Raw genomic sequence first — 26,601 nt, forward strand, 5'->3', positions numbered from 1 at the left:
GCGAATCATGGCAGCGAAGATCCGTCGTGATGACGAAGTTATCGTGTTAACCGGTAAAGATAAAGGTAAACGCGGTAAAGTTAAGAATGTCCTGTCTTCCGGCAAGGTCATTGTTGAAGGTATCAACCTGGTTAAGAAACATCAGAAGCCGGTTCCGGCCCTGAACCAACCAGGCGGCATCGTAGAGAAAGAAGCAGCTATTCAGATCTCTAACCTTGCTATCTTCAACGCGGCAACCGGCAAGGCTGACCGTGTAGGCTTTAGATTCGAAGACGGCAAAAAAGTCCGTTTCTTCAAATCTAACAGCGAAACTATCAAGTAATTTGGAGTAGTACGATGGCGAAACTGCATGATTACTACAAAGACGAAGTAGTCGCTAAACTCATGACTGAGTTTAACTACAATTCTGTCATGCAAGTCCCTCGGGTCGAGAAGATCACCCTGAACATGGGTGTTGGTGAAGCGATCGCTGACAAGAAACTGCTGGATAACGCAGCAGCTGACCTGACAGCAATCTCCGGTCAAAAACCGCTGATCACCAAAGCACGCAAATCAGTTGCAGGCTTCAAAATCCGTCAGGGCTATCCGATCGGCTGTAAAGTAACTCTGCGTGGCGAACGCATGTGGGAGTTCTTTGAGCGCCTGATCACTATTGCTGTTCCACGTATCCGTGACTTCCGTGGCTTGTCCGCTAAGTCTTTCGACGGTCGTGGTAACTACAGCATGGGTGTCCGTGAGCAGATCATCTTCCCAGAAATCGACTACGATAAAGTCGACCGCGTGCGTGGTTTGGATATTACCATTACCACTACTGCGAAATCTGATGAAGAAGGCCGTGCTCTGCTGGCTGCCTTTGACTTCCCGTTCCGCAAGTAAGGTAGGGTTACTGAATGGCTAAGCAATCAATGAAAGCACGCGAAGTAAAGCGCGTAGCTTTAGCTGATAAGTACTTCGCAAAACGCGCTGAACTGAAAGCTATTATCTCTGATGTGAACGCGACCGACGAAGATCGTTGGAACGCAGTTCTCAAGCTGCAGTCTCTGCCGCGTGATTCCAGCCCGTCCCGTCAGCGTAACCGCTGCCGTCAAACAGGTCGTCCGCATGGCTATGTGGGCAAGTTCGGGTTGAGCCGTATCAAACTGCGTGAAGCCGCCATGCGCGGTGAAGTACCAGGCTTGAAAAAGGCTAGCTGGTAATTACCAATTGAATCACGGGAGTAAAGACAGATGAGCATGCAAGATCCGATCGCGGATATGCTGACCCGTATCCGTAACGGTCAGGCCGCGAATAAAGCTGCGGTCACCATGCCTTCCTCCAAGCTGAAAGTGGCAATTGCCAACGTGCTGAAGGAAGAAGGTTTTATTGAAGATTTTAAAGTTGAAGGCGACACCAAGCCGGAACTGGAACTTACTCTCAAGTATTTCCAGGGTAAAGCTGTTGTAGAAAGCATTCAGCGTGTCAGTCGCCCAGGTCTGCGCATTTATAAGCGTAAAGACGAGCTGCCGAAAGTTATGGCTGGCATGGGTATCGCAGTTGTTTCTACCTCTAAAGGTGTTATGACTGATCGTGCAGCGCGCCAGGCTGGTCTTGGTGGCGAAATTATCTGCTACGTAGCCTAATCGGAGGAAAAAATGTCTCGTGTTGCTAAAGCACCGGTCGTTATTCCTGCCGGCGTTGATGTAAAAATCAACGGTCAGGTTATTACGATCAAAGGTAAAAACGGCGAGCTGACTCGTACTCTCAACGATGCTGTTGCAGTAAATCATGCAGATAATGCACTGACCTTCGGTCCGCGTGATGGTTACGCAGATGGATGGGCTCAGGCTGGTACCGCGCGTGCCCTGCTGAATGCAATGGTTGTCGGTGTTACCGAAGGCTTCACTAAGAAGCTTCAGCTGGTTGGTGTAGGTTATCGTGCAGCGGTTAAAGGGAATGTAGTAAACCTGGCTTTAGGTTTCTCTCACCCAGTTGACCATCAGCTGCCTGCGGGAATCACTGTAGAATGTCCGTCTCAGACTGAAATCGTGCTGAAAGGCGCTGATAAACAGCTGATCGGTCAGGTTGCAGCAGATCTGCGCGCCTACCGTCGTCCTGAGCCTTATAAAGGCAAGGGTGTTCGTTACGCCGACGAAGTCGTGCGTACCAAAGAGGCTAAGAAGAAGTAAGGTAACACTATGGATAAGAAATCTGCTCGTATCCGTCGTGCGACCCGCGCACGCCGCAAGCTCCAGGAGCTGGGTGCAACTCGCCTGGTGGTACATCGTACCCCGCGTCATATTTACGCACAGGTAATTGCACCGAACGGTTCTGAAGTTCTGGTAGCTGCTTCTACTGTAGAAAAAGCTATCGCTGAACAATTGAAGTACACCGGTAACAAAGACGCTGCTGCAGCTGTAGGTAAAGCTGTTGCTGAACGCGCTCTGGAAAAAGGCATCAAAGATGTTTCTTTTGACCGTTCCGGGTTCCAATATCATGGTCGTGTCCAGGCACTGGCAGATGCTGCCCGTGAAGCTGGCCTTCAGTTCTAAGGTAGAGGTGTAAGATGGCTCACATCGAAAAACAAGCTGGCGAACTGCAGGAAAAGCTGATCGCGGTTAACCGCGTATCTAAAACCGTTAAAGGTGGTCGTATTTTCTCCTTCACAGCTCTGACTGTAGTTGGTGATGGTAACGGTCGCGTTGGTTTTGGTTACGGTAAAGCGCGTGAAGTTCCAGCAGCGATCCAGAAAGCGATGGAAAAAGCCCGTCGCAATATGATTAACGTCGCGCTGAACCACGGCACCCTGCAGCACCCGGTTAAGGGTACTCACACGGGTTCTCGTGTATTCATGCAGCCGGCTTCCGAAGGTACCGGTATCATCGCCGGTGGTGCAATGCGCGCCGTTCTGGAAGTCGCTGGAGTTCGTAACGTTCTGGCTAAAGCGTATGGTTCCACTAACCCGATTAACGTGGTGCGTGCAACTATCGATGGCCTGGAAAATATGAAATCTCCGGAAATGGTCGCTGCCAAGCGTGGTAAATCCGTTGAAGAAATTCTGGGGAAATAAACCATGGCAAAGACTATTAAAATTACTCAAACCCGCAGTGCAATCGGTCGTCTGCCGAAACACAAGGCAACGCTGCTTGGCCTGGGTCTGCGTCGTATTGGTCACACCGTAGAGCGCGAGGATACTCCTGCTGTTCGTGGTATGGTCAACGCGGTTTCCTTCATGGTTAAAGTTGAGGAGTAAGAGATGCGTTTAAATACTCTGTCTCCGGCCGAAGGCTCTAAAAAAGCGGCTCGCCGCCTGGGTCGTGGTATCGGTTCTGGCCTCGGTAAAACCGGTGGTCGTGGTCACAAAGGTCAGAAGTCTCGTTCTGGCGGTGGCGTACGTCGCGGTTTCGAGGGTGGTCAGATGCCTCTGTACCGTCGTCTGCCGAAATTCGGCTTCACTTCACGTAAAGCAGCGATTACAGCCGAAGTTCGTCTGTCTGACCTGGCTAAAGTTGAAGGCGGTGTTGTAGACCTGAACACGCTGAAAGCAGCTAACATTATCGGTATCCAGATCGAGTTCGCGAAAGTGATCCTGGCTGGTGAAGTCACTACTCCGGTAACTGTTCGTGGCCTGCGTGTTACTAAAGGCGCTCGTGCTGCTATCGAAGCTGCTGGCGGTAAAATCGAGGAATAAGTAGCAGATGGCTAAACAACCGGGATTAGATTTTCAAAGTGCCAAAGGTGGCTTAGGCGAGCTGAAACGCAGACTGCTGTTTGTAATCGGCGCGCTGATTGTGTTCCGTATTGGCTCTTTCATTCCGATCCCTGGTATTGATGCCGCTGTACTTGCCAAACTGCTTGAGCAACAGCGAGGCACCATCATTGAAATGTTTAACATGTTCTCTGGTGGTGCTCTCAGCCGTGCTTCTATCTTTGCTCTGGGGATCATGCCGTATATTTCGGCGTCGATCATTATCCAGCTGCTGACGGTGGTTCATCCAACGCTGGCAGAAATTAAGAAAGAAGGGGAGTCTGGTCGTCGTAAGATCAGCCAGTACACCCGCTACGGTACTCTGGTGCTGGCAATATTCCAGTCGATCGGTATTGCTACCGGTCTGCCGAATATGCCTGGTATGCAGGGCCTGGTGATGAACCCAGGCTTTGCATTCTATTTCACCGCTGTTGTAAGTCTGGTTACAGGGACGATGTTCCTGATGTGGTTGGGCGAACAGATTACTGAACGTGGTATCGGCAACGGTATCTCAATCATTATCTTCGCCGGTATTGTCGCGGGACTCCCGCCAGCCATTGCCCATACTATCGAGCAAGCGCGTCAAGGCGACCTGCACTTCCTCGTGTTGCTGTTGGTTGCAGTATTAGTATTCGCAGTGACGTTCTTTGTTGTATTTGTTGAGCGTGGTCAACGCCGTATTGTGGTAAACTACGCAAAACGTCAGCAAGGTCGTCGTGTCTATGCTGCACAGAGCACACATTTACCGCTGAAAGTGAATATGGCGGGGGTAATCCCGGCAATCTTCGCTTCCAGTATTATTCTGTTCCCGGCGACCATCGCGTCATGGTTCGGGGGCGGGACTGGTTGGAACTGGCTGACAACAATTTCGCTGTATTTGCAGCCTGGGCAACCGCTTTATGTGTTACTCTATGCGTCTGCAATCATATTCTTCTGTTTCTTCTACACGGCGTTGGTTTTCAACCCGCGTGAAACAGCAGATAACCTGAAGAAGTCCGGTGCATTTGTACCAGGAATTCGTCCGGGAGAGCAAACGGCGAAGTATATCGATAAAGTAATGACCCGCCTGACTTTGGTTGGTGCGCTCTACATTACCTTTATCTGCCTGATCCCGGAGTTCATGCGTGATGCAATGAAAGTACCGTTCTACTTCGGTGGGACCTCACTGCTTATCGTTGTTGTCGTGATTATGGACTTTATGGCTCAAGTGCAAACTCTGATGATGTCAAGTCAGTACGAGTCTGCATTGAAGAAGGCGAATCTGAAAGGCTACGGCCGTTAACAGTCGCCCGAGAAGTTACGGAGAGTAAAAATGAAAGTTCGTGCTTCCGTCAAGAAATTATGCCGTAACTGCAAAATCGTTAAGCGTGATGGTGTCATCCGTGTGATTTGCAGTGCCGAGCCGAAGCATAAACAGCGCCAAGGCTGATTTATTCGCATATTTTTCTTGCAAAGTTGGGTTGAGCTGGCTAGATTAGCCAGCCAATCTTTTGTATGTCTGTGCGTTTCCATTTGAGTATCCTGAAAACGGGCTTTTCAGCATGGTGCGTACATATTAAATAGTAGGAGTGCATAGTGGCCCGTATAGCAGGCATTAACATTCCTGATCAGAAACATGCTGTGATCGCATTAACTTCGATCTACGGCGTCGGCAAGACCCGTTCTAAAGCCATTCTGGCTGCCGCGGGTATCGCTGAAGATGTTAAGATCAGTGAGCTGTCTGAAGAACAAATCGACACGCTGCGTGACGAAGTTGCCAAATTTGTCGTTGAAGGTGATCTGCGCCGTGAAGTTAGCATGAGCATCAAGCGCCTTATGGACCTTGGTTGCTATCGCGGTTTGCGTCATCGTCGTGGTCTCCCGGTTCGCGGTCAGCGTACCAAGACCAACGCACGTACCCGTAAGGGTCCGCGCAAACCGATCAAGAAATAATCGGGGTGATTGAATAATGGCAAAGGCACCAATTCGTGCACGTAAACGTGTAAGAAAACAAGTCTCTGACGGCGTGGCTCATATCCATGCTTCTTTTAACAACACCATCGTTACCATTACTGATCGTCAGGGTAACGCACTGGGTTGGGCAACAGCCGGTGGTTCCGGTTTCCGTGGTTCTCGCAAATCCACTCCGTTTGCAGCTCAGGTTGCAGCAGAGCGTTGCGCTGAAGCCGTAAAAGAATACGGTATCAAGAATCTGGAAGTTATGGTCAAAGGACCGGGTCCAGGTCGCGAATCTACTGTTCGTGCTCTGAACGCCGCTGGTTTCCGCATCACTAATATTACTGATGTGACTCCGATCCCTCATAACGGTTGTCGTCCGCCGAAAAAACGTCGCGTATAACGCTGTCGTTTCTAGGATTGTTGGAGAAAGAAAATGGCAAGATATTTGGGTCCTAAGCTCAAGCTGAGCCGTCGTGAGGGCACTGACTTATTCCTTAAGTCTGGCGTTCGCGCGATCGATACCAAGTGTAAAATTGAACAAGCTCCTGGCCAGCACGGTGCGCGTAAACCGCGTCTGTCTGACTATGGTGTGCAGTTGCGTGAAAAGCAAAAAGTTCGCCGTATCTACGGTGTGCTGGAGCGTCAGTTCCGTAACTACTACAAAGAAGCAGCACGTCTGAAAGGCAACACCGGTGAAAACCTGTTGGGTCTGCTGGAAGGTCGTCTGGACAACGTTGTATACCGTATGGGCTTCGGTGCCACTCGTGCAGAAGCACGTCAGCTGGTCAGCCATAAAGCAATTATGGTAAACGGTCGTGTTGTTAACATCGCTTCTTATCAGGTTAGTCCGAATGACGTTGTTAGCATTCGTGAGAAAGCGAAGAAGCAGTCTCGCGTGAAAGCCGCTCTGGAGCTGGCTGAGCAGCGTGAAAAGCCAACCTGGCTGGAAGTTGATGCTGGCAAGATGGAAGGTACGTTCAAGCGTAAGCCGGAGCGTTCTGATCTGTCTGCGGACATTAACGAACACCTGATCGTCGAGCTTTACTCCAAGTAAAGCTTAGTACCAAAGAGAGGACACAATGCAGGGTTCTGTGACAGAGTTTCTAAAACCGCGCCTGGTAGATATCGAGCAAGTGAGTTCGACGCACGCCAAGGTGACCCTTGAGCCTTTAGAGCGTGGCTTTGGCCATACTTTGGGTAACGCACTGCGCCGTATTCTGCTCTCATCGATGCCGGGTTGCGCGGTGACCGAGGTTGAGATTGATGGTGTACTACATGAGTACAGCACCAAAGAAGGCGTTCAGGAAGATATCCTGGAAATCCTGCTCAACCTGAAAGGGCTGGCGGTGAGAGTTCAGGGTAAAGATGACGTTATTCTTACCTTGAATAAATCTGGCATTGGCCCTGTGACTGCAGCCGACATTACCCATGATGGTGATGTCGAAATCGTCAAGCCACAGCACGTGATCTGCCACCTGACCGATGAGAATGCATCTATTAGCATGCGTATCAAAGTTCAGCGCGGTCGTGGTTATGTGCCGGCTTCTACCCGAATTCATTCGGAAGAAGATGAGCGCCCAATCGGCCGTCTGCTGGTCGACGCATGCTACAGCCCTGTAGAGCGTATTGCCTACAATGTTGAAGCAGCGCGTGTAGAACAGCGTACCGACCTGGACAAGCTGGTCATCGAAATGGAAACCAACGGCACAATCGATCCTGAAGAGGCGATTCGTCGTGCGGCAACCATTCTGGCTGAACAACTGGAAGCTTTCGTTGATTTACGTGATGTACGTCAGCCGGAAGTTAAAGAAGAGAAACCAGAATTCGATCCGATCCTGCTGCGCCCTGTTGACGATCTGGAATTGACTGTCCGCTCTGCTAACTGCCTCAAAGCAGAAGCTATCCACTATATCGGTGATCTGGTACAGCGTACTGAGGTTGAGCTTCTTAAGACGCCTAACCTTGGTAAAAAATCTCTTACCGAGATTAAAGACGTGCTGGCTTCCCGTGGACTGTCTCTGGGCATGCGCCTGGAAAACTGGCCACCGGCAAGCATCGCTGACGAGTAACCGGATCACAGGTTAAGGTTTTACTGAGAAGGATAAGGTCATGCGCCATCGTAAGAGTGGTCGTCAACTGAACCGCAACAGCAGCCATCGCCAGGCTATGTTCCGCAATATGGCAGGTTCACTGGTTCGTCATGAAATCATCAAGACGACTCTGCCGAAAGCGAAAGAGCTGCGTCGCGTAGTTGAGCCGCTGATTACTCTTGCCAAGACTGATAGCGTAGCTAATCGTCGTCTGGCATTCGCCCGTACTCGTGATAACGAGATCGTGGCAAAACTGTTTAACGAACTGGGCCCGCGTTTTGCGAGCCGCGCCGGTGGTTACACTCGCATTCTGAAGTGTGGTTTCCGTGCAGGCGACAACGCGCCGATGGCATACATCGAGCTGGTTGATCGTTCAGAGAAAACAGAAGCTGCTGCAGAGTAATCTGTAGTAACGTAAAAAAACCCGCCTCGGCGGGTTTTTTTATATCCGTCATATCCCCACTTATCTACAATATCTGTACTCTTTTTGTTCATCCCCTGGAGTGTTGTATGTGGTTACTTGACCAGTGGGCAGAGCGCCATATTATTGATGCACAGTCTAAAGGCGAGTTTGATGATTTACCGGGAACAGGCGAACCGCTGACTCTTGACGATGACTCCCATGTCCCGCCTGAACTCAGAGCCGGATACCGTTTATTAAAAAATGCAGGTTGCCTTCCTCCTGAGCTCGAGCAACGCAGAGAGGCAATACAGCTGCTTGAAATACTCGCGGGTATCCGCAAAGATGATCCTAGTTATCCGGAGGTGAGCCGAAGACTGTCGCTACTGGAACTTAAACTTCGGCAGGCTGGACTCAGCACCGAGTTTTTACGCGGTGACTACGCAGATAAGCTGCTAAAAAAGATCAACGACGAATAGCGGAGAGAGCATGTACCGAATTGGTGAAATAGCGAAACTGGCTGACGTTACGCCAGATACTATCCGCTACTATGAAAAGCAGCAGATGATGGAGCATGAAGTGCGTACTGAAGGCGGATTTCGCCTCTATACAGAAAGCGATCTTCAGCGCTTGAAGTTTATTCGTTATGCCCGGCAGCTTGGTTTCACTCTGGAGTCGATCCGTGAATTGCTTTCGATCCGGGTTGATCCCGAACACCATACCTGTCAGGAATCAAAAGGGATCGTCCAGGAAAGACTGCAAGAAGTCGAAGCCCGCATTGCTGAACTTCAGACGATGCAGCGGTCACTGCAGCGATTGAATGATGCATGCTGCGGCAAGGCACACAGCAGCGTGTACTGCTCTATTCTTGAAGCTCTTGAGCAAGGCGCCAGTGGAACAACATCAGGCTGTTGATTTCTTGAACTGCCAGGTCTACACTCGCGGCGTAAATTACTACAAACTGGAGATATTATGAGTCGTTATCAGCACACCAAAGGGCAGATAAAGGACAACGCCATTGAGGCGCTTCTGCATGACCCACTGTTCAGACAGCGCGTTGAGAAAAATAAGAAAGGGAAAGGAAGTTATCTGCGTAAAGGCAAACATGGCAATCGGGGTAACTGGGAGGCCAGTGGCAAGAAAGTAATTAACTTTTTTACCACTGGCCTTCTTGTTTCAGTGAGTGCTTAAGAGCGGTTATTCTGTTCTTTCAGCAGGTCACGAATTTCACTTAGCAATACTTCTTCTTTCGATGGAGCTGGCGGTGCTGCCGGCTCTTCCGCTTTTTTACGGTTCAGTTTGTTGATTAGTTTGATTGCCATAAAGATAGCAAACGCAACAATAATGAAATCGAATACATTCTGAATAAATACACCGTAATGCATGACCACGGCAGGGATGTCTCCCTGTGCATCACGTAGCGTTAAAGCAAACTGTTTAAAATCAATTCCACCAATTAACAGCCCCAGCGGCGGCATAATGATATCGGCAACCAGTGATGAAACAATCTTACCGAATGCCGCACCAATAATGACACCCACTGCCAAATCGACAACATTCCCGCGCATCGCGAATTCGCGAAACTCTTTAATAATGCTCATTTTATTCTCCCTATGCAGCTGACGTTTATAAGTTTAACAAATGTTTAGGCAATTTCCATTTATGTATTGCCGAAAGGAAAATTTATTAGACCATGAAAAATAAAGGGAAATAAAAAAGGCGCTGTATTAGCGCCCAAATTATTACAGGAAGAAAGGACTTGGCTGGAATAGTCGCTCGACGTCGGTAATAAACTTTTTATCTGTCAGGAACATAATTACGTGATCGCCCTGCTCAATGCGCAGGTTATCGTTGGCAATCATGACATCGTTACCACGTACAACGGCGCCAATAATGGTTCCGGGCGGAAGTTTAATTTCATCAATTGAACGCCCTACAACTCTCGACGTCGTTTCATCCCCGTGTGCGACGGCTTCAATGGCTTCCGCGACGCCACGGCGAAGTGAAGAAACGCCAACAATATCAGCTTTACGCACGTGGCTCAGCAGCGCGGAGATGGTCGCCTGCTGCGGTGAAATCGCAATATCGATCACGCTGCCTTGCACCAGATCGACGTATGCTCTGCGCTGGATCAACACCATTACTTTCTTGGCACCCATCCGTTTGGCAAGCATCGCCGACATGATATTTGCTTCATCATCGTTGGTCACTGCGATGAACAGATCGACCTGATCGATATGTTCTTCGGCCAGTAACTCTTGATCCGAAGCATCACCAAAAAAGACGATCGTATTTTGTAGTTTCTCTGCAAGTTCGGATGCGCGTTGTTGATTACGTTCGATCAGTTTGACGCTGTAATCTTTTTCCAGACGACGTGCCAGACCCGCACCGATATTACCTCCACCCACTAACATAATGCGTTTGTACGGCTTTTCCAGACGCTGCAGTTCACTCATTACGGCGCGTATATGCTGTGATGCCGCAATAAAGAAGACTTCATCACCCGCTTCAACGATCGTAGAACCTTGCGGACGGATCGGTCGGTCATGACGGAAAATCGCCGCAACGCGGGTATCGATGTGCGGCATATGCTCACGCATTGTTGACAGCGCATTACCGATAAGCGGCCCGCCGTAATAGGCTTTTACTACTGCCAGACTGACTTTACCTTCGGCAAAATTCACCACCTGCAATGCGCCCGGATATTCAATCAGGCGATAAATGCTATCGATAACCAGTTGCTCAGGCGCAATCAGGTGATCGATTGGCACCGCATCGGATTGGAACAGCTTGTCGGCATCGCGAACGTAATCTGGTGAACGAATACGGGCGATGCGATTAGGCGTATTAAACAGTGAATAAGCTACCTGGCAGGCAACCATATTGGTTTCATCTGAGCTGGTTACGGCAACCAGCATATCGGCATCGTCGGCACCAGCTTCACGTAATACGCGGGGATGCGAACCATGCCCTTGCACGACACGGAGATCAAACTTGTCCTGCAGGCTGCGCAGGCGTTCACCATTGGTATCGACTACCGTGATATCGTTGTTCTCTCCGACCAGGTTTTCAGCCAGCGTACCGCCAACTTGCCCTGCGCCCAGAATGATAATTTTCATCAGTCGCGACCCGTTATCTCATCACTTTTTGATTAGCTTAGCGTAAAAGAAGCCATCGCCATCTTCCGCACCCGGTAAATTCTGACGTCCGGGTTTTTCCGGCGTACCGGTTTCGCTTAATACCGCATCCGGTGTGCGTGCCAGGAAGGCGGCAATTTGCTGCTGGTTCTCTTCTGGCAGGATAGAGCACGTTGCATACACTAGCGTGCCGCCAGATTTAAGATGTGACCAGGTTGCATTCAGGATCTCAGCCTGCAATTGGGCAAGTTCGGCAATATCCCGGTCGCGGCGCAGCCATTTGATATCCGGATGGCGACGGATCACCCCGGTAGCAGAACATGGAGCGTCCAGCAAAATACGGTCAAACTGTTGTTCACCGCACCACTGCTGTGGATAGCGGCCATCCCCCTGTTTTACGGTTGCCTTCATGCCCAGACGTTTCAGATTGTCGTAAACGCGCGATAAGCGTTTTTCATCCACATCGACGGCCATGACGTTAGCTAGCGGAGCAACTTCCAGAATGTGAGTGGTTTTACCGCCCGGCGCACAGCACAGGTCGAGGATCTGCTCACCGTCCTCCGGCAACAGATAATTTACGCATCCTTGAGCGGAAGCATCCTGAACGGTGACCCAACCTTCGTCAAAACCAGGGAGGGCGTGAACTGGAGCCGGTGTTTCCAGACGCACTGCATCCGGGTAGTCTGGATGCGGGAAACCTGTCAAACCCGCTTCGGTAAGCAGGTCTAGCCAGGCGTCGCGAGTATGGTGATTACGATTGACCCGTAGCCACATCGGCGGTCGCTGGTTATTGGCTTCAAGAATGGCTTCCCACTGCTGCGGATACGCACTCTTAATACGTTTCACCAGCCAGGAGGGGTGTAAGAAGCGCAAATCGCTTTGCGCAAACTCGGCCAGCAGTTCATCCTGACGGCGTTGAAACTGGCGCAGTACGCCGTTGATCAGCCCTTTCAGCTGTGGACGCTTAATAACGACCGCGCCTTCTACGGTCTCAGCCAACGCAGCGTGCGCTGGAATACGAGTATGCAACAGTTGATAGAAGCCCACCATGATCAGGTAGTGAACGGTGCGCTGTTTGCCCGTCATTGGACGTTCCATCAGTTGCTGGATCATCCACTCCAGTTGAGAGAGTGTACGCAATACGCCGAAGCAAAGTTCCTGTAACAGCGCTTTGTCTTTATCGGCAACTTTTTGCTGCATGGCGGGCAGCACGTTACTTAGTGATTGTCCTTTCTCGACAACCTGTTCGACGGCCTGGGCCGCCATACTGCGTAAATTAAGATGTTTTTTCATAAGCGCAAAAATAAAAATGCCCGGAGACACCGGGCTTAAAGAGATGAACCGTCAGGCCAGACGGTTTCCGGGCACGAACCACTCCCGGCGCGAATTAAGCAGATCCTGCGCGCTCATGGCTTTTTTACCGGCAGGCTGCAAAGAGATAAGATTCAGAATGCCGTCGCCTGTTGCGACCTGGATACCCTGCTTTGTCGCCTCTAGAATGGTGCCTGGCTCGGCCTGGGTGTTTACAGCAATAACCGAAGCTTGCCAGACTTTCACTGGCTGACCATCGATTTCAAGCCAGCTCATTGGCCAGGGGTTAAAGGCGCGGATGCAGCGTTCCAATTGAACAGCCGAAAGCGACCAGTCGATACGGGCCTCTTCTTTGCTGAGTTTTTCTGCATGCGTAACCAGTGATTCGTCTTGTACCACCGGTTTTATTGTGCCGGCAGCCAGCTGTTTTAGCGTTTCAATCAGCCCCTGAGGCCCCAGTTCTGCCAGCTTGTCATATAACGAACCGCTGGTATCTTCTGCCGTAATTGGGCAGGACAGCTTCAGCAGCATATCACCGGTGTCGAGGCCAACATCCATCTGCATGATGGTAACACCGGTTTCGGCGTCGCCTGCCCACAGTGAGCGCTGGATCGGTGCTGCACCCCGCCAGCGCGGAAGCAGGGAACCGTGAACGTTGATACAACCCAGGCGCGGCATTTCCAGTACGGCTTTTGGCAGGATCAGGCCATATGCCACCACCACCATCACGTCTGCGTGTAAATCAGCAACCAGTTGCTGGTTTTCCTGAGGGCGAAGAGAGACGGGTTGAAAGACCGGTATCCCTTTTTCTTCTGCCAGCACTTTTACCGGGCTGGGCATCAGCTTTTTACCGCGTCCCGCCGGGCGGTCCGGTTGGGTAAACACGCCAACGACGTTATGTCCAGAAGACAGCAGCGCGTCGAGATGACGCGCTGCAAAGTCAGGTGTACCCGCAAAAATAATACGTAGTGAGTCTGACACGTTGATCCTTGTCCTTAAGCTCGGGCGTTCAGGCGGTCGAGTTTTTCAACTTTCTGACGAATGCGTTGTTGCTTCAACGGAGACAGATAATCGATAAATAGTTTACCGACCAGGTGATCCATTTCATGTTGAATGCAGATAGCGAGCAGGCCATCGGCTTCCAGTTCAAAAGATTTGCCGTCGCGATCGAGCGCACGAATTTTTACTTTCTCTGCACGGGGTACTAACGCACGCTGTTCAGGAATAGACAGACAGCCTTCTTCAATGCCGGTTTCGCCGTCTTTTTCCAGCAGTTCTGGGTTAATGAGTACCAACTGCTCATCGCGATTTTCAGAGACATCAATAACAATGATGCGCTGATGAATATCGACCTGTGTTGCTGCCAGACCGATACCTTCTTCGGCGTACATCGTTTCGAACATATCATCAACGATACGCTGAATTTCTGCATTCACTTCTTCAACCGGTTTTGCGACTTTGCGAAGGCGCTCGTCCGGAATATGTAACACTTGCAAAACTGACATAGTTATCCAGAGTTGAGTTCAGGAGTTGAAAAGATTATTACCTCTATTCTAGACAAAACCCCCTCTGATTGACAGCATCAGTGACCAATCGCAAAGATTGCCAGGACTGCTTGTGGCAGGGGAACAGGGATGACCCAAATCGAAATTTGGCTACGTTTAGCGCAAGTGAATGAACTGTATGGTGATGAGATAGTGCGCGTTGCTCACTGGCTCAATACTCAACCGTGCATTAACAACGCGGTACTCTTGCAGGCAGGATTCTCTCCACGCCAGGCAAGACGCTTTTTAACCTTTTCAGATCTGACGCTGGAAAAAACGCTGCGCTGGCTTGAACAGCCTAACCACCATTTTGTGGTTGCCGACAGCGAGCATTATCCGCCACAGCTCCGTGCGATTGAGGATTATCCTGGGGTGCTTTTTGTTGCAGGAGCTCCCGCATGCCTCCACTCATTTCAAGTTGCCGTTGTCGGTAGTCGACAACATTCATGGTATGGCGAACGCTGGGGACGGTTGTTTTGTGAAAAGCTTGCTGCATGTGGGGTGACGATCACCAGCGGTCTGGCCCGGGGGATTGATGGCGTGGCGCACAATGCTGCGATAAACCGACAAGGCACAAGTATTGCGGTGCTGGGAAATGGACTTGAGACCATTCATCCACGGCAGCATATCCGTCTTGCGGAGCGACTTATTGAGGCTGGGGGCGCACTGGTGTCTGAGTTCCCATTAGATATGCTCCCTTTGCCGCGCAATTTTCCCCGACGAAATCGTATTATCAGTGGTCTAAGTAAAGGTGTACTGGTTGTCGAAGCTGCACAGCGTAGCGGGTCGCTGGTTACTGCTCGCTGTGCAATTGAACAAGGGCGGGAGGTGTTTGCTTTACCTGGGCCGATTGGGAGCCCGGGAAGTGAAGGCCCGCATTGGCTTATTCAGCAGGGAGCCATGCTTGTGACGACACCAGAGGAAATTCTTGAAAATTTGCAATATGGGCTGCAATGGTTGCCAGATGAACCTGAAAAATCAATTTATTCGCCAGATCACGAAGAGGTGGCATTGCCATTTCCGGAGCTCCTGGCTAACGTAGGAGATGAGGTAACACCTGTTGACGTCGTCGCTGAACGTGCCGGCCAACCTGTGCCAGAGGTAGTGGCTCAACTGCTCGAACTGGAGTTAGCAGGGTGGATCGCAGCTGTACCCGGCGGCTATGTCCGATTGAGGAGGGCATGCCATGTTCGACGTACTAATGTATTTGTTTGAGACATATATCCATAACGAAGCTGAGCTGCGTGTGGATCAGGACAAACTGGAACGGGATCTTACCGACGCTGGTTTTGATCGTGAAGACATTTACAACGCGTTACTTTGGCTGGAGAAGCTTGCTGACTATCAGGATGGTCTTGCTGAACCTATGCAGCTGGCATCGGACCCTCTTTCTATACGTATTTATACTGCGGAAGAGTGCGACCGACTGGATGCAAGCTGTAGAGGATTCCTGCTATTCCTGGAGCAGATTCAGGTGCTAAACCTCGAAACGCGAGAAATGGTTATTGAGCGCGTACTCGCGCTAGATACGGCAGAGTTCGATCTGGAAGACCTGAAGTGGGTGATTCTGATGGTGCTATTCAACATTCCAGGTTGTGAAAATGCCTATCAGCAAATGGAAGAATTACTCTTTGAAGTGAATGAAGGTATGCTGCATTAATCAATCTTCATTCAGTATGAGTTGTTATGGCTAAATCAGCACTGTTCACGGTGCGTAAAAACGAGCCCTGCCCACAATGCGGGGCTGAACTGGTTATTCGTTCCGGGAAACACGGTCCGTTTCTCGGTTGTTCACACTATCCAGAATGCGATTACATCCGTCCGCTGAAATCTTCCGCGGACGGACATGTTGTCAAAGTTCTGGAGGGTAAGCTTTGTCCTGCATGTGGCGCTGAGCTGGTGCTGAGACAGGGACGATTCGGTATGTTTATTGGATGCAGTGACTATCCTGCGTGCGATCACACCGAGCTCATCGACAAGCCTGATGAAACAGCAATAGTCTGTCCTCAATGCCAGACTGGTCATCTTGTCCAGCGGCGTTCCCGTTATGGCAAAACCTTTTACTCCTGCGATCGCTATCCGGAGTGCCAGTTTGTCATTAACTTCAAACCGTTAGCCGGAGAATGTCCTGAGTGTCATTATCCGCTTCTCATCGAAAAGAAAACCGCGCAGGGTGTGAAGCATTTCTGTGCCAGTAAACAATGTGGAAAGCCGATTTCGGCGGAATAAAAAAGTGAATAATAGCCTGCCCACAGACGCTCTCGCTGCGGCGATAGCGGTTCTGAAACAAGAAAAAGTCATCGCCTATCCAACTGAAGCTGTATTTGGTGTCGGCTGCGACCCCGATAGCGAAACGGCTGTAACCCGTTTGTTGGCGCTAAAGCAACGTCCGGTCGATAAAGGGTTAATTTTAATCGCGTCAAACTTTGAACAACTTAAACCATATATCGACGATAGCATGCTCACCGATGCTCAACGTGACGCTGTTTTCGCCCGTTGGCCTGGTCCTGTTACCTTCGTTTTCCCAGCGCTTGCGACAACGCCACGCTGGTTGACCGGGCGCTTTGATTCTCTGGCTGTTCGCGTCACCGATCACCCGCTGGTGGTTGCGTTGTGCCAGGCTTATGGCAAACCGTTAGTTTCTACCAGTGCTAATTTGAGTGGCTTACCGCCTTGCAGAACGGTAGATGAAGTTCGCGCACAGTTCGGTACAGACTTTCCCGTGGTTGAAGGGGAGACCGGGGGGCGTTTGAATCCTTCGGAGATCCGTGATGCTCTGACAGGTGAACAGTTTCGACAGGGGTAATATGAAAGAAGCCTATGCTGTTTTTGGTAATCCGATAGCGCACAGTAAATCGCCCTTTATTCATCAGCAATTTGCAGAGCAGCTGAAGATTGATCACTCCTATGGGCGTGTACTGGCGCCTATCAATGATTTTGTGAATACGCTGAACGCTTTTTTTGCTGAGGGCGGGAAGGGGGCAAATGTCACCGTGCCTTTTAAAGAAGAGGCATTTGCACGTGCCGATGAACTAACGGAGCGGGCATCGCTTGCTGGAGCCGTCAATACCCTTAAACGGCTGGAGGATGGACGTTTACTGGGAGACAACACGGATGGTATCGGCTTGTTGAGCGATCTTGAGCGTTTATCTTTTATTCGTCCCGGATCGCGAGTTCTGTTGATTGGTGCGGGTGGTGCATCCCGTGGAGTTTTATTACCTCTTCTTTCTATGGATTGTGCGGTGACTATTGTTAACCGTACCGCTTCGCGCGCTGAAGAACTGGCACAAATCTTCTCCCATACCGGCAGCGTACAGGCGGTAGGAATGGACGAGCTTGATAATTACAGTTTTGATCTAATTATTAACGCGACATCCAGCGGAATTAGCGGTGAGATACCGGCTATTCCGACATCTCTTATTCACCCATCTGTCTATTGTTATGACATGTTTTATCAGAAAGGAGATACACCGTTCCTCTCCTGGTGTGCCGAACATGGGGCGAAACAATATGCTGATGGCCTGGGTATGCTGGTGGGGCAAGCAGCGCACGCCGTTTTACTCTGGCATGGGGTTTTGCCGCAGATTGAACCCGTCATTAAAAGCATGCAGCAGGAATTGTCGGCATGAATCAGGCGATCCAGTTTCCCGATCGAGAAGAATGGCGCACGGATGTCAACGCCGTTGTGTTTCCGGCGATGGTTCATGGTATGCAGTTAACATGTGCCATCTCTGGAGAGATGCTGGCGTCCCGCTTTGGCGGCGACACGCCTGAACAGTGGTTGGAAATCTTTCAACAGCATCGCTGGGATCTGGAAGAAGAAGCTGAAGGATTGATCCAGGCCCAGCAGGAAGATGCTCAAGGTTGGGTTTGGTTACTCTGACTTAAATATTCATCTTTCCACTTAACATAGTTGTTAGCTGAATATTGTAAGCCTGCTTTCTCTTCATCGCTTAATGGACGGATTTGTTTAACCGGGCTTCCCAGGTACAGATACCCGCTTTCCAGGCGTTTGTTTTGGGGAACCAGGCTCCCAGCCCCAATCATAACGTCGTCTTCTACTACCACGCCATCCAGCAGAATCGAACCCATGCCGACTAATACTCGGTTGCCAATGATGCAGCCGTGTAGCATGACCTTGTGACCGACCGTTACATCCTCACCCACGATCAATGGATTACCCTGCGGATTAGACGTGGATTTATGTGTGACATGGAGAACGCTGCCGTCCTGAATGTTTGTACGGGCACCAATTTGTACATAGTTAACGTCGCCACGAATGGCAACCAGTGGCCAAATTCCGACATCATCAGCCAAACGGGCATCACCAATGACGACACTGCTGGTGTCGATCATTACGCGATTTCCGATCTGTGGGAAAAGATCCTTATAAGGACGCAGTACATCAAACATGTTTACCTCAACGAAAATAGAGCAGTAATGAAGACTTTGGTTGGATTATTGAGACTGTGCAAGTGGTTTAGCTATCAAAAATCAGCCAAATTGCGCAGGAATGTAGCGAAAGGAGTGAAAAACAAGCATTCAGAAAAAAAGATCCAAAAAATACTTGTGCTAAAAAATGGGATCCCTATAATGCGCCTCCATCGACACGGCGGATGTGAATCACTTCACGCAAACAGCCGGTTCGGTTCAAGAGAAAAACCTGAAAATGAGGGTTGACTCTGAAAGAGGAAAGCGTAATATACGCCACCTCGCGACAGAGCGCTAAAGCGCGTCGCAACTGCTCTTTAACAATTTATCAGACAATCTGTGTGGGCACTCGAAGATACGGATTCTTAACGTCGCAAGACGAAAAATGAATACCAAGTCTCAACGAGTGAACACGTAATTCATTACGAAGTTTAATTCATTGAGCATCAAACTTTTAAATTGAAGAGTTTGATCATGGCTCAGATTGAACGCTGGCGGCAGGCCTAACACATGCAAGTCGAACGGTAGCACAGAGGAGCTTGCTCCTTGGGTGACGAGTGGCGGACGGGTGAGTAATGTCTGGGAAACTGCCCGATGGAGGGGGATAACTACTGGAAACGGTAGCTAATACCGCATAACGTCGCAAGACCAAAGAGGGGGACCTTCGGGCCTCTTGCCATCGGATGTGCCCAGATGGGATTAGCTAGTAGGTGGGGTAACGGCTCACCTAGGCGACGATCCCTAGCTGGTCTGAGAGGATGACCAGCCACACTGGAACTGAGACACGGTCCAGACTCCTACGGGAGGCAGCAGTGGGGAATATTGCACAATGGGCGCAAGCCTGATGCAGCCATGCCGCGTGTATGAAGAAGGCCTTCGGGTTGTAAAGTACTTTCAGCGAGGAGGAAGGTGTTGTGGTTAATAACCGCAGCAATTGACGTTACTCGCAGAAGAAGCACCGGCTAACTCCGTGCCAGCAGCCGCGGTAATACGGAGGGTGCAAGCGTTAATCGGAATTACTGGGCGTAAAGCGCACGCAGGCGGTCTGTCAAGTCGGATGTGAAATCCCCGGGCTCAACCTGGGAACTGCATCCGAAACTGGCAGGCTAGAGTCTTGTAGAGGGGGGTAGAATTCCAGGTGTAGCGGTGAAATGCGTAGAGATCTGGAGGAATACCGGTGGCGAAGGCGGCCCCCTGGACAAAGACTGACGCTCAGGTGCGAAAGCGTGGGGAGCAAACAGGATTAGATACCCTGGTAGTCCACGCCGTAAACGATGTCGACTTGGAGGTTGTGCCCTTGAGGCGTGGCTTCCGGAGCTAACGCGTTAAGTCGACCGCCTGGGGAGTACGGCCGCAAGGTTAAAACTCAAATGAATTGACGGGGGCCCGCACAAGCGGTGGAGCATGTGGTTTAATTCGATGCAACGCGAAGAACCTTACCTACTCTTGACATCCAGAGAACTTAGCAGAGATGCTTTGGTGCCTTCGGGAACTCTGAGACAGGTGCTGCATGGCTGTCGTCAGCTCGTGTTGTGAAATGTTGGGTTAAGTCCCGCAACGAGCGCAACCCTTATCCTTTGTTGCCAGCGATTCGGTCGGGAACTCAAAGGAGACTGCCAGTGATAAACTGGAGGAAGGTGGGGATGACGTCAAGTCATCATGGCCCTTACGAGTAGGGCTACACACGTGCTACAATGGCATATACAAAGAGAAGCGACCTCGCGAGAGCAAGCGGACCTCATAAAGTATGTCGTAGTCCGGATTGGAGTCTGCAACTCGACTCCATGAAGTCGGAATCGCTAGTAATCGTGGATCAGAATGCCACGGTGAATACGTTCCCGGGCCTTGTACACACCGCCCGTCACACCATGGGAGTGGGTTGCAAAAGAAGTAGGTAGCTTAACCTTCGGGAGGGCGCTTACCACTTTGTGATTCATGACTGGGGTGAAGTCGTAACAAGGTAACCGTAGGGGAACCTGCGGTTGGATCACCTCCTTACCTTAAAGAACCGACCTTTGTAGTGCTCACACAGATTGTCTGATGAAAATTAGCAGTAAGAAAATCTCTGCAGGCTTGTAGCTCAGGTGGTTAGAGCGCACCCCTGATAAGGGTGAGGTCGGTGGTTCAAGTCCACTCAGGCCTACCAAATTCGCCTCCGTGCTGTGTTACGGCGATGCTCGCATACTTCAGTATGCTTCGCACCACCGCGCCTTGCCCGGAAACGAATTAGGGTACAGAGATTAGCATTCTACGATGGGGTTATAGCTCAGCTGGGAGAGCGCCTGCCTTGCACGCAGGAGGTCTGCGGTTCGATCCCGCATAGCTCCACCATCCTTTACTTACTGCAACAACACAAGAAAACTTCAGAGTGTACCTGAAAAGGTTCACTGCGAAGTTTTGCTCTTTAAAAATCTGGATCAAGCTGAAAATTGAAACGACACACTGTTTCATTTCTCCGTAATAAGAAATGAAAAATGGTGTGTTCGAGTCTCTCAAATTTTCGCAATCAGAAGTGAAACATCTTCGGGTTGTGAGGTTAAGCGACTAAGCGTACACGGTGGATGCCCTGGCAGTCAGAGGCGATGAAGGACGTGCTAATCTGCGATAAGCGTCGGTAAGGTGATATGAACCGTTATAACCGGCGATTTCCGAATGGGGAAACCCAGTGTGATTCGTCACACTATCATTACGTGAATACATAGCGTAATGAAGCGAACCGGGGGAACTGAAACATCTAAGTACCCCGAGGAAAAGAAATCAACCGAGATTCCCCCAGTAGCGGCGAGCGAACGGGGAGCAGCCCAGAGTCTGAATCAGCATGTGTGTTAGTGGAAGCGTCTGGAAAGTCGCACGATACAGGGTGAAAGTCCCGTACACAAAAGTGCATGTGTTGTGAACTCGAAGAGTAGGGCGGGACACGTGGTATCCTGTCTGAATATGGGGGGACCATCCTCCAAGGCTAAATACTCCTGACTGACCGATAGTGAACCAGTACCGTGAGGGAAAGGCGAAAAGAACCCCGGCGAGGGGAGTGAAAAAGAACCTGAAACCGTGTACGTACAAGCAGTGGGAGCACCCTTTGGGGTGTGACTGCGTACCTTTTGTATAATGGGTCAGCGACTTATATTCTGTAGCAAGGTTAACCGAATAGGGGAGCCGAAGGGAAACCGAGTCTTAACTGGGCGTTAAGTTGCAGGGTATAGACCCGAAACCCGGTGATCTAGCCATGGGCAGGTTGAAGGTTGGGTAACACTAACTGGAGGACCGAACCGACTAATGTTGAAAAATTAGCGGATGACTTGTGGCTGGGGGTGAAAGGCCAATCAAACCGGGAGATAGCTGGTTCTCCCCGAAAGCTATTTAGGTAGCGCCTCGTGAACTCATCTTCGGGGGTAGAGCACTGTTTCGGCTAGGGGGTCATCCCGACTTACCAACCCGATGCAAACTGCGAATACCGAAGAATGTTATCACGGGAGACACACGGCGGGTGCTAACGTCCGTCGTGAAGAGGGAAACAACCCAGACCGCCAGCTAAGGTCCCAAAGTCATGGTTAAGTGGGAAACGATGTGGGAAGGCACAGACAGCCAGGATGTTGGCTTAGAAGCAGCCATCATTTAAAGAAAGCGTAATAGCTCACTGGTCGAGTCGGCCTGCGCGGAAGATGTAACGGGGCTAAACCATGCACCGAAGCTGCGGCAGCGACACTATGTGTTGTTGGGTAGGGGAGCGTTCTGTAAGCCGTTGAAGGTGTGTCGTGAGGCATGCTGGAGGTATCAGAAGTGCGAATGCTGACATAAGTAACGATAATGCGGGTGAAAAACCCGCACGCCGGAAGACCAAGGGTTCCTGTCCAACGTTAATCGGGGCAGGGTGAGTCGACCCCTAAGGCGAGGCCGAAAGGCGTAGTCGATGGGAAACAGGTTAATATTCCTGTACTTGGTGTTACTGCGAAGGGGGGACGGAGAAGGCTATGTTAGCCGGGCGACGGTTGTCCCGGTTTAAGCATGTAGGCGGAGGTTCCAGGTAAATCCGGTACCTTTTAACGCTGAGGTGTGATGACGAGGCACTACGGTGCTGAAGTAACAAATGCCCTGCTTCCAGGAAAAGCCTCTAAGCATCAGGTAACACGAAATCGTACCCCAAACCGACACAGGTGGTCAGGTAGAGAATACCAAGGCGCTTGAGAGAACTCGGGTGAAGGAACTAGGCAAAATGGTGCCGTAACTTCGGGAGAAGGCACGCTGATATGTAGGTGAAGTGATTTACTCATGGAGCTGAAATCAGTCGAAGATACCAGCTGGCTGCAACTGTTTATTAAAAACACAGCACTGTGCAAACACGAAAGTGGACGTATACGGTGTGACGCCTGCCCGGTGCCGGAAGGTTAATTGATGGGGTTATCCGTAAGGAGAAGCTCTTGATCGAAGCCCCGGTAAACGGCGGCCGTAACTATAACGGTCCTAAGGTAGCGAAATTCCTTGTCGGGTAAGTTCCGACCTGCACGAATGGCGTAATGATGGCCAGGCTGTCTCCACCCGAGACTCAGTGAAATTGAACTCGCTGTGAAGATGCAGTGTACCCGCGGCAAGACGGAAAGACCCCGTGAACCTTTACTATAGCTTGACACTGAACACTGGTCCTTGATGTGTAGGATAGGTGGGAGGCTTTGAAGTGTGGACGCCAGTCTGCATGGAGCCATCCTTGAAATACCACCCTTTAATGGCTGGTGTTCTAACGTAGACCCGTAATCCGGGTTGCGGACAGTGTCTGGTGGGTAGTTTGACTGGGGCGGTCTCCTCCTAAAGAGTAACGGAGGAGCACGAAGGTTAGCTAATCCTGGTCGGACATCAGGAGGTTAGTGCAAAGGCATAAGCTAGCTTGACTGCGAGAGTGACGGCTCGAGCAGGTGCGAAAGCAGGTCTTAGTGATCCGGTGGTTCTGAATGGAAGGGCCATCGCTCAACGGATAAAAGGTACTCCGGGGATAACAGGCTGATACCGCCCAAGAGTTCATATCGACGGCGGTGTTTGGCACCTCGATGTCGGCTCATCACATCCTGGGGCTGAAGTAGGTCCCAAGGGTATGGCTGTTCGCCATTTAAAGTGGTACGCGAGCTGGGTTTAGAACGTCGTGAGACAGTTCGGTCCCTATCTGCCGTGGGCGCTGGAGAATTGAGGGGGGCTGCTCCTAGTACGAGAGGACCGGAGTGGACGCATCACTGGTGTTCGGGTTGTCATGCCAATGGCATTGCCCGGTAGCTAAATGCGGAAGAGATAAGTGCTGAAAGCATCTAAGCACGAAACTTGCCCCGAGATGAGTTCTCCCTGACCCTTTAAGGGTCCTGAAGGAACGTTGAAGACGACGACGTTGATAGGTCGGGTGTGTAAGTGTAGCGATACATTGAGCTAACCGATACTAATGAACCGTGAGGCTTAACCTTACAACGCCGAAGATGTTTTGGCGAAAGAGAGATATTTTCAGCCTGATACAGATAACATCGACATGCCCAGGAGGTGTGTTGATAAACAGAATTTGCCTGGCGGCTGTAGCGCGGTGGTCCCACCTGACCCCATGCCGAACTCAGAAGTGAAACGCCGTAGCGCCGATGGTAGTGTGGGGTCTCCCCATGCGAGAGTAGGGAACTGCCAGGCATCAAATTTAGTGTGCTGATATGGCTCAGTTGGTAGAGCGCACCCTTGGTAAGGGTGAGGTCCCCAGTTCGACTCTGGGTATCAGCACCAGTTTTTCGATTAAAGTTCGGCACTTAGAAAAGAATTTGTCTGGCGGCTGTAGCGCGGTGGTCCCACCTGACCCCATGCCGAACTCAGAAGTGAAACGCCGTAGCGCCGATGGTAGTGTGGGGTCTCCCCATGCGAGAGTAGGGAACTGCCAGACATCAAATAAAAGCGAAAGGCTCAGTCGAAAGACTGGGCCTTTTGTTTTATTTGTTGTTTGTCGGTGAGCGCTCTCCTGAGGAGGACAAATCCGCCGGGAGCGGATTTGAACGTTGCGCAGCAACGGCCCGGAGGGTGGCGGGCAGGACGCCCGCCATAAACTGCCAGACATCAAATAAGTGAAAAGGCCATCCGAAAGGATGGCCTTTTTGCATTTATACGCGGAAATCCACCGGAACTGTATCCGGCATATATATATTTAATGAATAACCTGCGATAAAAACGCGCGAGTGCGTTCCGATTTGGGGTGAGCAAAAAACTCATCCGGTGGTGCCTGTTCCACAATCTCGCCAAGATCCATAAAGATCACCCGGTCAGCTACTGTGCGGGCAAAGCCCATTTCATGGGTTACACATAGCATGGTCATGCCCGATTGCGCCAGACCTATCATGGTATCCAGCACTTCTTTTACCATTTCAGGATCCAACGCAGATGTGGGTTCATCAAATAACATGATTTTGGGTTTCATACACAGCGAGCGTGCAATGGCCACGCGCTGTTGTTGTCCACCAGAGATTTGCCCGGGATATTTATGTGCATGTTCGGCAATGCGGACCCGCTCAAGGTAGTGCATTGCCAGTACTTCAGCCTCTTTTTTCGGCATCTTTTGCACCCAGATAGGCGCCAGCGTGCAGTTTTGCAAGACAGTTAAATGAGGAAAGAGATTAAAGTGCTGAAAGACCATGCCAACTTCTTGTCGGACGCGCTCAATATTGCGGATGTCTTCATTGAGCTCAATCCCATCCACTACTATGCGTCCTTGCTGATGTTCTTCCAGATGGTTAATACAGCGGATAGTTGTCGATTTACCCGAACCGGAAGGCCCGCATAATACGATGCGCTCTCCCTGTTTTACCTTCAGGTTGATGTTTTTCAGGACATGAAACTGTCCGTACCATTTGTTGACGTTTTCCAGCGTAATCATCGCGTCGGTAGACGGCATTAATAATTGGCTCATAAATTCCTCAGTGCGGTGTACGCCCGGTGTTAAAACGTTTTTCCAGATGCTGGCTGTAACGCGACATACTGAAACAGAAGATCCAGTAAATCAGTGCAGCGAAAACATATCCTTCTGTCGACATACCCAGCCACGCAGGGTCCACAGTTGCCTGCTGCACGCTACTGAAGAGATCAAACAGACCGATGATGATGACCAGGCTGGTATCCTTGAACAGGGCGATAATCGTGTTAACCAGACCCGGGATAACCAGCTTGAGGGCTTGCGGAAGAATGACCAGCCCCTGAGTTTTCCAGTACCCTAGCGCCAGTGATTCCGCGGCCTCATACTGACCTTTCGGTAGGGCCTGTAACCCTCCGCGAACCACTTCTGCGACATAGGCCGACTGGAAAAGAATAACGCCGACCAGCGCCCGGATAAGCTTGTCGATACTGGTTCCTTCGGACATAAACAGAGGAAGCATGACCGAGGACATAAACAGAACGGTAATCAACGGTACACCGCGCCAGAACTCAATGAAAATGACGGATAAAACCCGCACGACTGGCATATGGGAACGACGTCCCAACGCCAGTAAAATACCCCATGGAAGCGCGCCTGCAATCCCCACGGATGCAATAATAAGCGTCAGTGTTAATCCACCCCACTGCCGGGTTTCTACGCGTTCAAGCCCGAAAAAACCACCGTACATCAGCCACCAGACGACAATCGGATAAATGACTGCCCAGATGGCGATATAACGGCCTCGGTGGGGAATGGTTTTCCAGAACATCGGAACAATAGAAACCAGACCAATTATCAGGGCCAGATTTACACGCCAACGCTGATCGTGTGGATAAAGCCCATACATGAATTGCCCGAAGCGTTCATGGATGAACACCCAGCAGGCTCCGGCTTTGGTACAGTCTGCCCGGGTAGAACCGACCCAGTTGGCCTGAAAGAATACCCAGTTCAACAGTGGCGGGAGAAATGACCAAATCAGCCATACGCATAGCAGGGTGAGCAGGCTATTTGACCAACTGGAGAACAGGTTTTTACGCACCCAGAGTAGACAGCGGCTTGCCGGATTGCTGCGCTGGCGCGAGGGGTGAGACAGCAGTGCTTTTGTCATCA

At 50.6% G+C, this 26,601-nt stretch carries 33 protein-coding genes, 3 tRNA genes and 4 rRNA genes; 32 read left to right on the forward strand and 8 right to left on the reverse strand.

From position 1 onward, the window contains the following. The first annotated feature begins 7 nt into the window (after positions 1 to 7). From rplX to arfA, 19 genes are all read left to right on the forward strand, one after another. A complete protein-coding gene (gene rplX, locus LY264_RS02050) occupies positions 8 to 322 on the forward strand; it encodes a 50S ribosomal protein L24 (protein WP_003031122.1) in 315 nt (104 codons plus the stop codon). 14 nt (positions 323 to 336) lie between these two features. Further along, entirely contained in the window at positions 337 to 876 is a 540-nt protein-coding gene (rplE, locus tag LY264_RS02055; RefSeq protein WP_003031123.1) for a 50S ribosomal protein L5, read from the forward strand. Between the two features lie 14 nt (positions 877 to 890). After that, entirely contained in the window at positions 891 to 1,196 is a 306-nt protein-coding gene (gene rpsN / locus LY264_RS02060; RefSeq protein WP_003031125.1) for a 30S ribosomal protein S14, read from the forward strand. A 30-nt stretch (positions 1,197 to 1,226) separates the two neighbouring features. Further along, positions 1,227 to 1,619, forward strand: coding sequence for a 30S ribosomal protein S8 (rpsH, locus tag LY264_RS02065; protein WP_003031127.1), 393 nt, complete (start codon positions 1,227 to 1,229; stop codon positions 1,617 to 1,619). Between the two features lie 12 nt (positions 1,620 to 1,631). Further along, positions 1,632 to 2,165 (forward strand): 50S ribosomal protein L6, encoded by a 534-nt coding sequence (gene rplF, locus LY264_RS02070; protein WP_249457486.1) that lies wholly within the window; start codon positions 1,632 to 1,634, stop codon positions 2,163 to 2,165. A 9-nt stretch (positions 2,166 to 2,174) separates the two neighbouring features. Continuing rightward, the gene (rplR, locus tag LY264_RS02075; RefSeq protein ID WP_000358960.1) at positions 2,175 to 2,528 is read left to right on the forward strand and encodes a 50S ribosomal protein L18; all 354 of its coding nucleotides are present in this window, start codon (positions 2,175 to 2,177) and stop codon (positions 2,526 to 2,528) included. A gap of 14 nt (positions 2,529 to 2,542) precedes the next feature. Beyond that, positions 2,543 to 3,046 carry a 30S ribosomal protein S5 gene (gene rpsE, locus LY264_RS02080; RefSeq protein WP_003031131.1) on the forward strand — a complete coding sequence of 168 codons (504 nt, stop codon included), beginning with the start codon at positions 2,543 to 2,545 and terminating at the stop codon, positions 3,044 to 3,046. Positions 3,047 to 3,049: 3 nt separating this feature from the next. Then, positions 3,050 to 3,229 (forward strand): 50S ribosomal protein L30, encoded by a 180-nt coding sequence (gene rpmD / locus LY264_RS02085; RefSeq protein ID WP_001140434.1) that lies wholly within the window; start codon positions 3,050 to 3,052, stop codon positions 3,227 to 3,229. Positions 3,230 to 3,232: 3 nt separating this feature from the next. Then, positions 3,233 to 3,667: a 50S ribosomal protein L15 gene (rplO, locus tag LY264_RS02090; RefSeq protein WP_003031132.1), complete on the forward strand. Its 435-nt coding sequence runs from the start codon at positions 3,233 to 3,235 to the stop codon at positions 3,665 to 3,667. 7 nt (positions 3,668 to 3,674) lie between these two features. Then, positions 3,675 to 5,006 carry a preprotein translocase subunit SecY gene (gene secY, locus LY264_RS02095; protein ID WP_001118864.1) on the forward strand — a complete coding sequence of 444 codons (1,332 nt, stop codon included), beginning with the start codon at positions 3,675 to 3,677 and terminating at the stop codon, positions 5,004 to 5,006. 30 nt (positions 5,007 to 5,036) lie between these two features. Then, positions 5,037 to 5,153, forward strand: a complete 117-nt coding sequence (gene rpmJ / locus LY264_RS02100) for a 50S ribosomal protein L36 (protein ID WP_000868187.1) — start codon at positions 5,037 to 5,039, stop codon at positions 5,151 to 5,153. A 146-nt stretch (positions 5,154 to 5,299) separates the two neighbouring features. Beyond that, positions 5,300 to 5,656, forward strand: a complete 357-nt coding sequence (gene rpsM, locus LY264_RS02105; RefSeq protein WP_003031135.1) for a 30S ribosomal protein S13 — start codon at positions 5,300 to 5,302, stop codon at positions 5,654 to 5,656. Positions 5,657 to 5,672: 16 nt separating this feature from the next. Beyond that, positions 5,673 to 6,062, forward strand: a complete 390-nt coding sequence (rpsK, locus tag LY264_RS02110) for a 30S ribosomal protein S11 (RefSeq protein ID WP_003031137.1) — start codon at positions 5,673 to 5,675, stop codon at positions 6,060 to 6,062. A 33-nt stretch (positions 6,063 to 6,095) separates the two neighbouring features. Beyond that, positions 6,096 to 6,716: a 30S ribosomal protein S4 gene (gene rpsD / locus LY264_RS02115; RefSeq protein ID WP_003031138.1), complete on the forward strand. Its 621-nt coding sequence runs from the start codon at positions 6,096 to 6,098 to the stop codon at positions 6,714 to 6,716. A 25-nt stretch (positions 6,717 to 6,741) separates the two neighbouring features. Next, on the forward strand, positions 6,742 to 7,731 hold the full coding sequence (locus LY264_RS02120) for a DNA-directed RNA polymerase subunit alpha (RefSeq protein ID WP_003031139.1): 990 nt from the start codon (positions 6,742 to 6,744) through the stop codon (positions 7,729 to 7,731). A gap of 40 nt (positions 7,732 to 7,771) precedes the next feature. Continuing rightward, positions 7,772 to 8,155 carry a 50S ribosomal protein L17 gene (gene rplQ / locus LY264_RS02125; RefSeq protein ID WP_001216370.1) on the forward strand — a complete coding sequence of 128 codons (384 nt, stop codon included), beginning with the start codon at positions 7,772 to 7,774 and terminating at the stop codon, positions 8,153 to 8,155. A 107-nt stretch (positions 8,156 to 8,262) separates the two neighbouring features. Beyond that, the gene (locus LY264_RS02130; RefSeq protein ID WP_003845236.1) at positions 8,263 to 8,631 is read left to right on the forward strand and encodes a DnaJ family domain-containing protein; all 369 of its coding nucleotides are present in this window, start codon (positions 8,263 to 8,265) and stop codon (positions 8,629 to 8,631) included. Positions 8,632 to 8,641: 10 nt separating this feature from the next. Then, positions 8,642 to 9,067: a Zn(2+)-responsive transcriptional regulator gene (gene zntR, locus LY264_RS02135; protein WP_003031145.1), complete on the forward strand. Its 426-nt coding sequence runs from the start codon at positions 8,642 to 8,644 to the stop codon at positions 9,065 to 9,067. Between the two features lie 57 nt (positions 9,068 to 9,124). Beyond that, entirely contained in the window at positions 9,125 to 9,343 is a 219-nt protein-coding gene (arfA, locus tag LY264_RS02140) for an alternative ribosome-rescue factor ArfA (RefSeq protein WP_003828276.1), read from the forward strand. Here arfA and mscL read toward each other — a convergent pair. The 5 genes from mscL to def form a co-directional block, all read right to left on the reverse strand. Beyond that, positions 9,340 to 9,753: a large-conductance mechanosensitive channel protein MscL gene (mscL, locus tag LY264_RS02145; RefSeq protein ID WP_003031152.1), complete on the reverse strand. Its 414-nt coding sequence runs from the start codon at positions 9,751 to 9,753 to the stop codon at positions 9,340 to 9,342. The two genes, arfA and mscL, sit on opposite strands and share 4 nt — an antisense overlap. Before the next feature lie 141 nt (positions 9,754 to 9,894). After that, positions 9,895 to 11,271, reverse strand: a complete 1,377-nt coding sequence (trkA, locus tag LY264_RS02150; protein ID WP_003031153.1) for a Trk system potassium transporter TrkA — start codon at positions 11,269 to 11,271, stop codon at positions 9,895 to 9,897. Positions 11,272 to 11,292: 21 nt separating this feature from the next. Further along, positions 11,293 to 12,582 (reverse strand): 16S rRNA (cytosine(967)-C(5))-methyltransferase RsmB, encoded by a 1,290-nt coding sequence (gene rsmB, locus LY264_RS02155; protein WP_032945172.1) that lies wholly within the window; start codon positions 12,580 to 12,582, stop codon positions 11,293 to 11,295. Between the two features lie 51 nt (positions 12,583 to 12,633). Further along, on the reverse strand, positions 12,634 to 13,581 hold the full coding sequence (fmt, locus tag LY264_RS02160; protein ID WP_048215427.1) for a methionyl-tRNA formyltransferase: 948 nt from the start codon (positions 13,579 to 13,581) through the stop codon (positions 12,634 to 12,636). Between the two features lie 14 nt (positions 13,582 to 13,595). Then, a complete protein-coding gene (gene def / locus LY264_RS02165) occupies positions 13,596 to 14,105 on the reverse strand; it encodes a peptide deformylase (protein ID WP_003828283.1) in 510 nt (169 codons plus the stop codon). Between the two features lie 129 nt (positions 14,106 to 14,234). Here def and dprA point away from each other — a divergent pair, with 129 nt between their 5' ends. From dprA to LY264_RS02195, 6 genes are read left to right on the forward strand one after another with little or no spacing between them, the layout of a single operon-like run. After that, positions 14,235 to 15,359, forward strand: coding sequence for a DNA-protecting protein DprA (dprA, locus tag LY264_RS02170; protein ID WP_048215428.1), 1,125 nt, complete (start codon positions 14,235 to 14,237; stop codon positions 15,357 to 15,359). Continuing rightward, positions 15,331 to 15,804 (forward strand): DUF494 family protein Smg, encoded by a 474-nt coding sequence (smg, locus tag LY264_RS02175; RefSeq protein ID WP_003031162.1) that lies wholly within the window; start codon positions 15,331 to 15,333, stop codon positions 15,802 to 15,804. Before dprA ends, smg begins: the two co-directional genes overlap by 29 nt. Positions 15,805 to 15,830: 26 nt before the next feature. Beyond that, positions 15,831 to 16,373, forward strand: coding sequence for a DNA topoisomerase family protein (locus LY264_RS02180; protein ID WP_008786284.1), 543 nt, complete (start codon positions 15,831 to 15,833; stop codon positions 16,371 to 16,373). A 4-nt stretch (positions 16,374 to 16,377) separates the two neighbouring features. Further along, positions 16,378 to 16,950 (forward strand): L-threonylcarbamoyladenylate synthase type 1 TsaC, encoded by a 573-nt coding sequence (gene tsaC, locus LY264_RS02185; RefSeq protein ID WP_048227386.1) that lies wholly within the window; start codon positions 16,378 to 16,380, stop codon positions 16,948 to 16,950. Position 16,951: 1 nt separating this feature from the next. Next, positions 16,952 to 17,773: a shikimate dehydrogenase gene (gene aroE / locus LY264_RS02190; RefSeq protein WP_048215430.1), complete on the forward strand. Its 822-nt coding sequence runs from the start codon at positions 16,952 to 16,954 to the stop codon at positions 17,771 to 17,773. Continuing rightward, positions 17,770 to 18,027, forward strand: a complete 258-nt coding sequence (locus tag LY264_RS02195; protein ID WP_008786281.1) for a DUF1488 family protein — start codon at positions 17,770 to 17,772, stop codon at positions 18,025 to 18,027. Before aroE ends, LY264_RS02195 begins: the two co-directional genes overlap by 4 nt. Here the strand turns inward: LY264_RS02195 and LY264_RS02200 are convergent. Continuing rightward, positions 18,003 to 18,557, reverse strand: coding sequence for a gamma carbonic anhydrase family protein (locus LY264_RS02200; protein WP_048227385.1), 555 nt, complete (start codon positions 18,555 to 18,557; stop codon positions 18,003 to 18,005). The two genes, LY264_RS02195 and LY264_RS02200, sit on opposite strands and share 25 nt — an antisense overlap. A 474-nt stretch (positions 18,558 to 19,031) precedes the next feature. On the opposite strand from LY264_RS02200, the gene LY264_RS02205 reads away from it, so the two are divergent. From LY264_RS02205 to rrf (LY264_RS02235), 7 genes are all read left to right on the forward strand, one after another. Then, positions 19,032 to 20,573, forward strand: a 16S ribosomal RNA gene (locus tag LY264_RS02205). A gap of 71 nt (positions 20,574 to 20,644) precedes the next feature. Beyond that, positions 20,645 to 20,721: transfer RNA gene (locus LY264_RS02210), tRNA-Ile, on the forward strand. 109 nt (positions 20,722 to 20,830) lie between these two features. Further along, a tRNA-Ala gene (locus LY264_RS02215) sits at positions 20,831 to 20,906 on the forward strand. Between the two features lie 203 nt (positions 20,907 to 21,109). Beyond that, positions 21,110 to 24,016, forward strand: a 23S ribosomal RNA gene (locus LY264_RS02220). Between the two features lie 95 nt (positions 24,017 to 24,111). Continuing rightward, positions 24,112 to 24,227 (forward strand): 5S ribosomal RNA (gene rrf / locus LY264_RS02225). A gap of 14 nt (positions 24,228 to 24,241) precedes the next feature. Further along, positions 24,242 to 24,317: transfer RNA gene (locus tag LY264_RS02230), tRNA-Thr, on the forward strand. Positions 24,318 to 24,355: 38 nt separating this feature from the next. Then, positions 24,356 to 24,471, forward strand: a 5S ribosomal RNA gene (gene rrf, locus LY264_RS02235). Together the 16S, 23S and 5S rRNA genes with 3 tRNA genes alongside form the textbook arrangement of a ribosomal RNA operon. Before the next feature lie 258 nt (positions 24,472 to 24,729). Here rrf (LY264_RS02235) and LY264_RS02240 read toward each other — a convergent pair. Together LY264_RS02240 and LY264_RS02245 are read right to left on the reverse strand one after the other, a co-directional pair. Further along, a complete protein-coding gene (locus LY264_RS02240) occupies positions 24,730 to 25,488 on the reverse strand; it encodes an amino acid ABC transporter ATP-binding protein (protein ID WP_003025300.1) in 759 nt (252 codons plus the stop codon). Positions 25,489 to 25,495: 7 nt separating this feature from the next. Further along, the gene (locus LY264_RS02245; RefSeq protein ID WP_048215432.1) at positions 25,496 to 26,599 is read right to left on the reverse strand and encodes an amino acid ABC transporter permease; all 1,104 of its coding nucleotides are present in this window, start codon (positions 26,597 to 26,599) and stop codon (positions 25,496 to 25,498) included. Positions 26,600 to 26,601 lie beyond the last annotated feature (2 nt).

This window comes from Citrobacter portucalensis (genome assembly GCF_023374935.1).
Classification (GTDB): domain Bacteria; phylum Pseudomonadota; class Gammaproteobacteria; order Enterobacterales; family Enterobacteriaceae; genus Citrobacter; species Citrobacter portucalensis.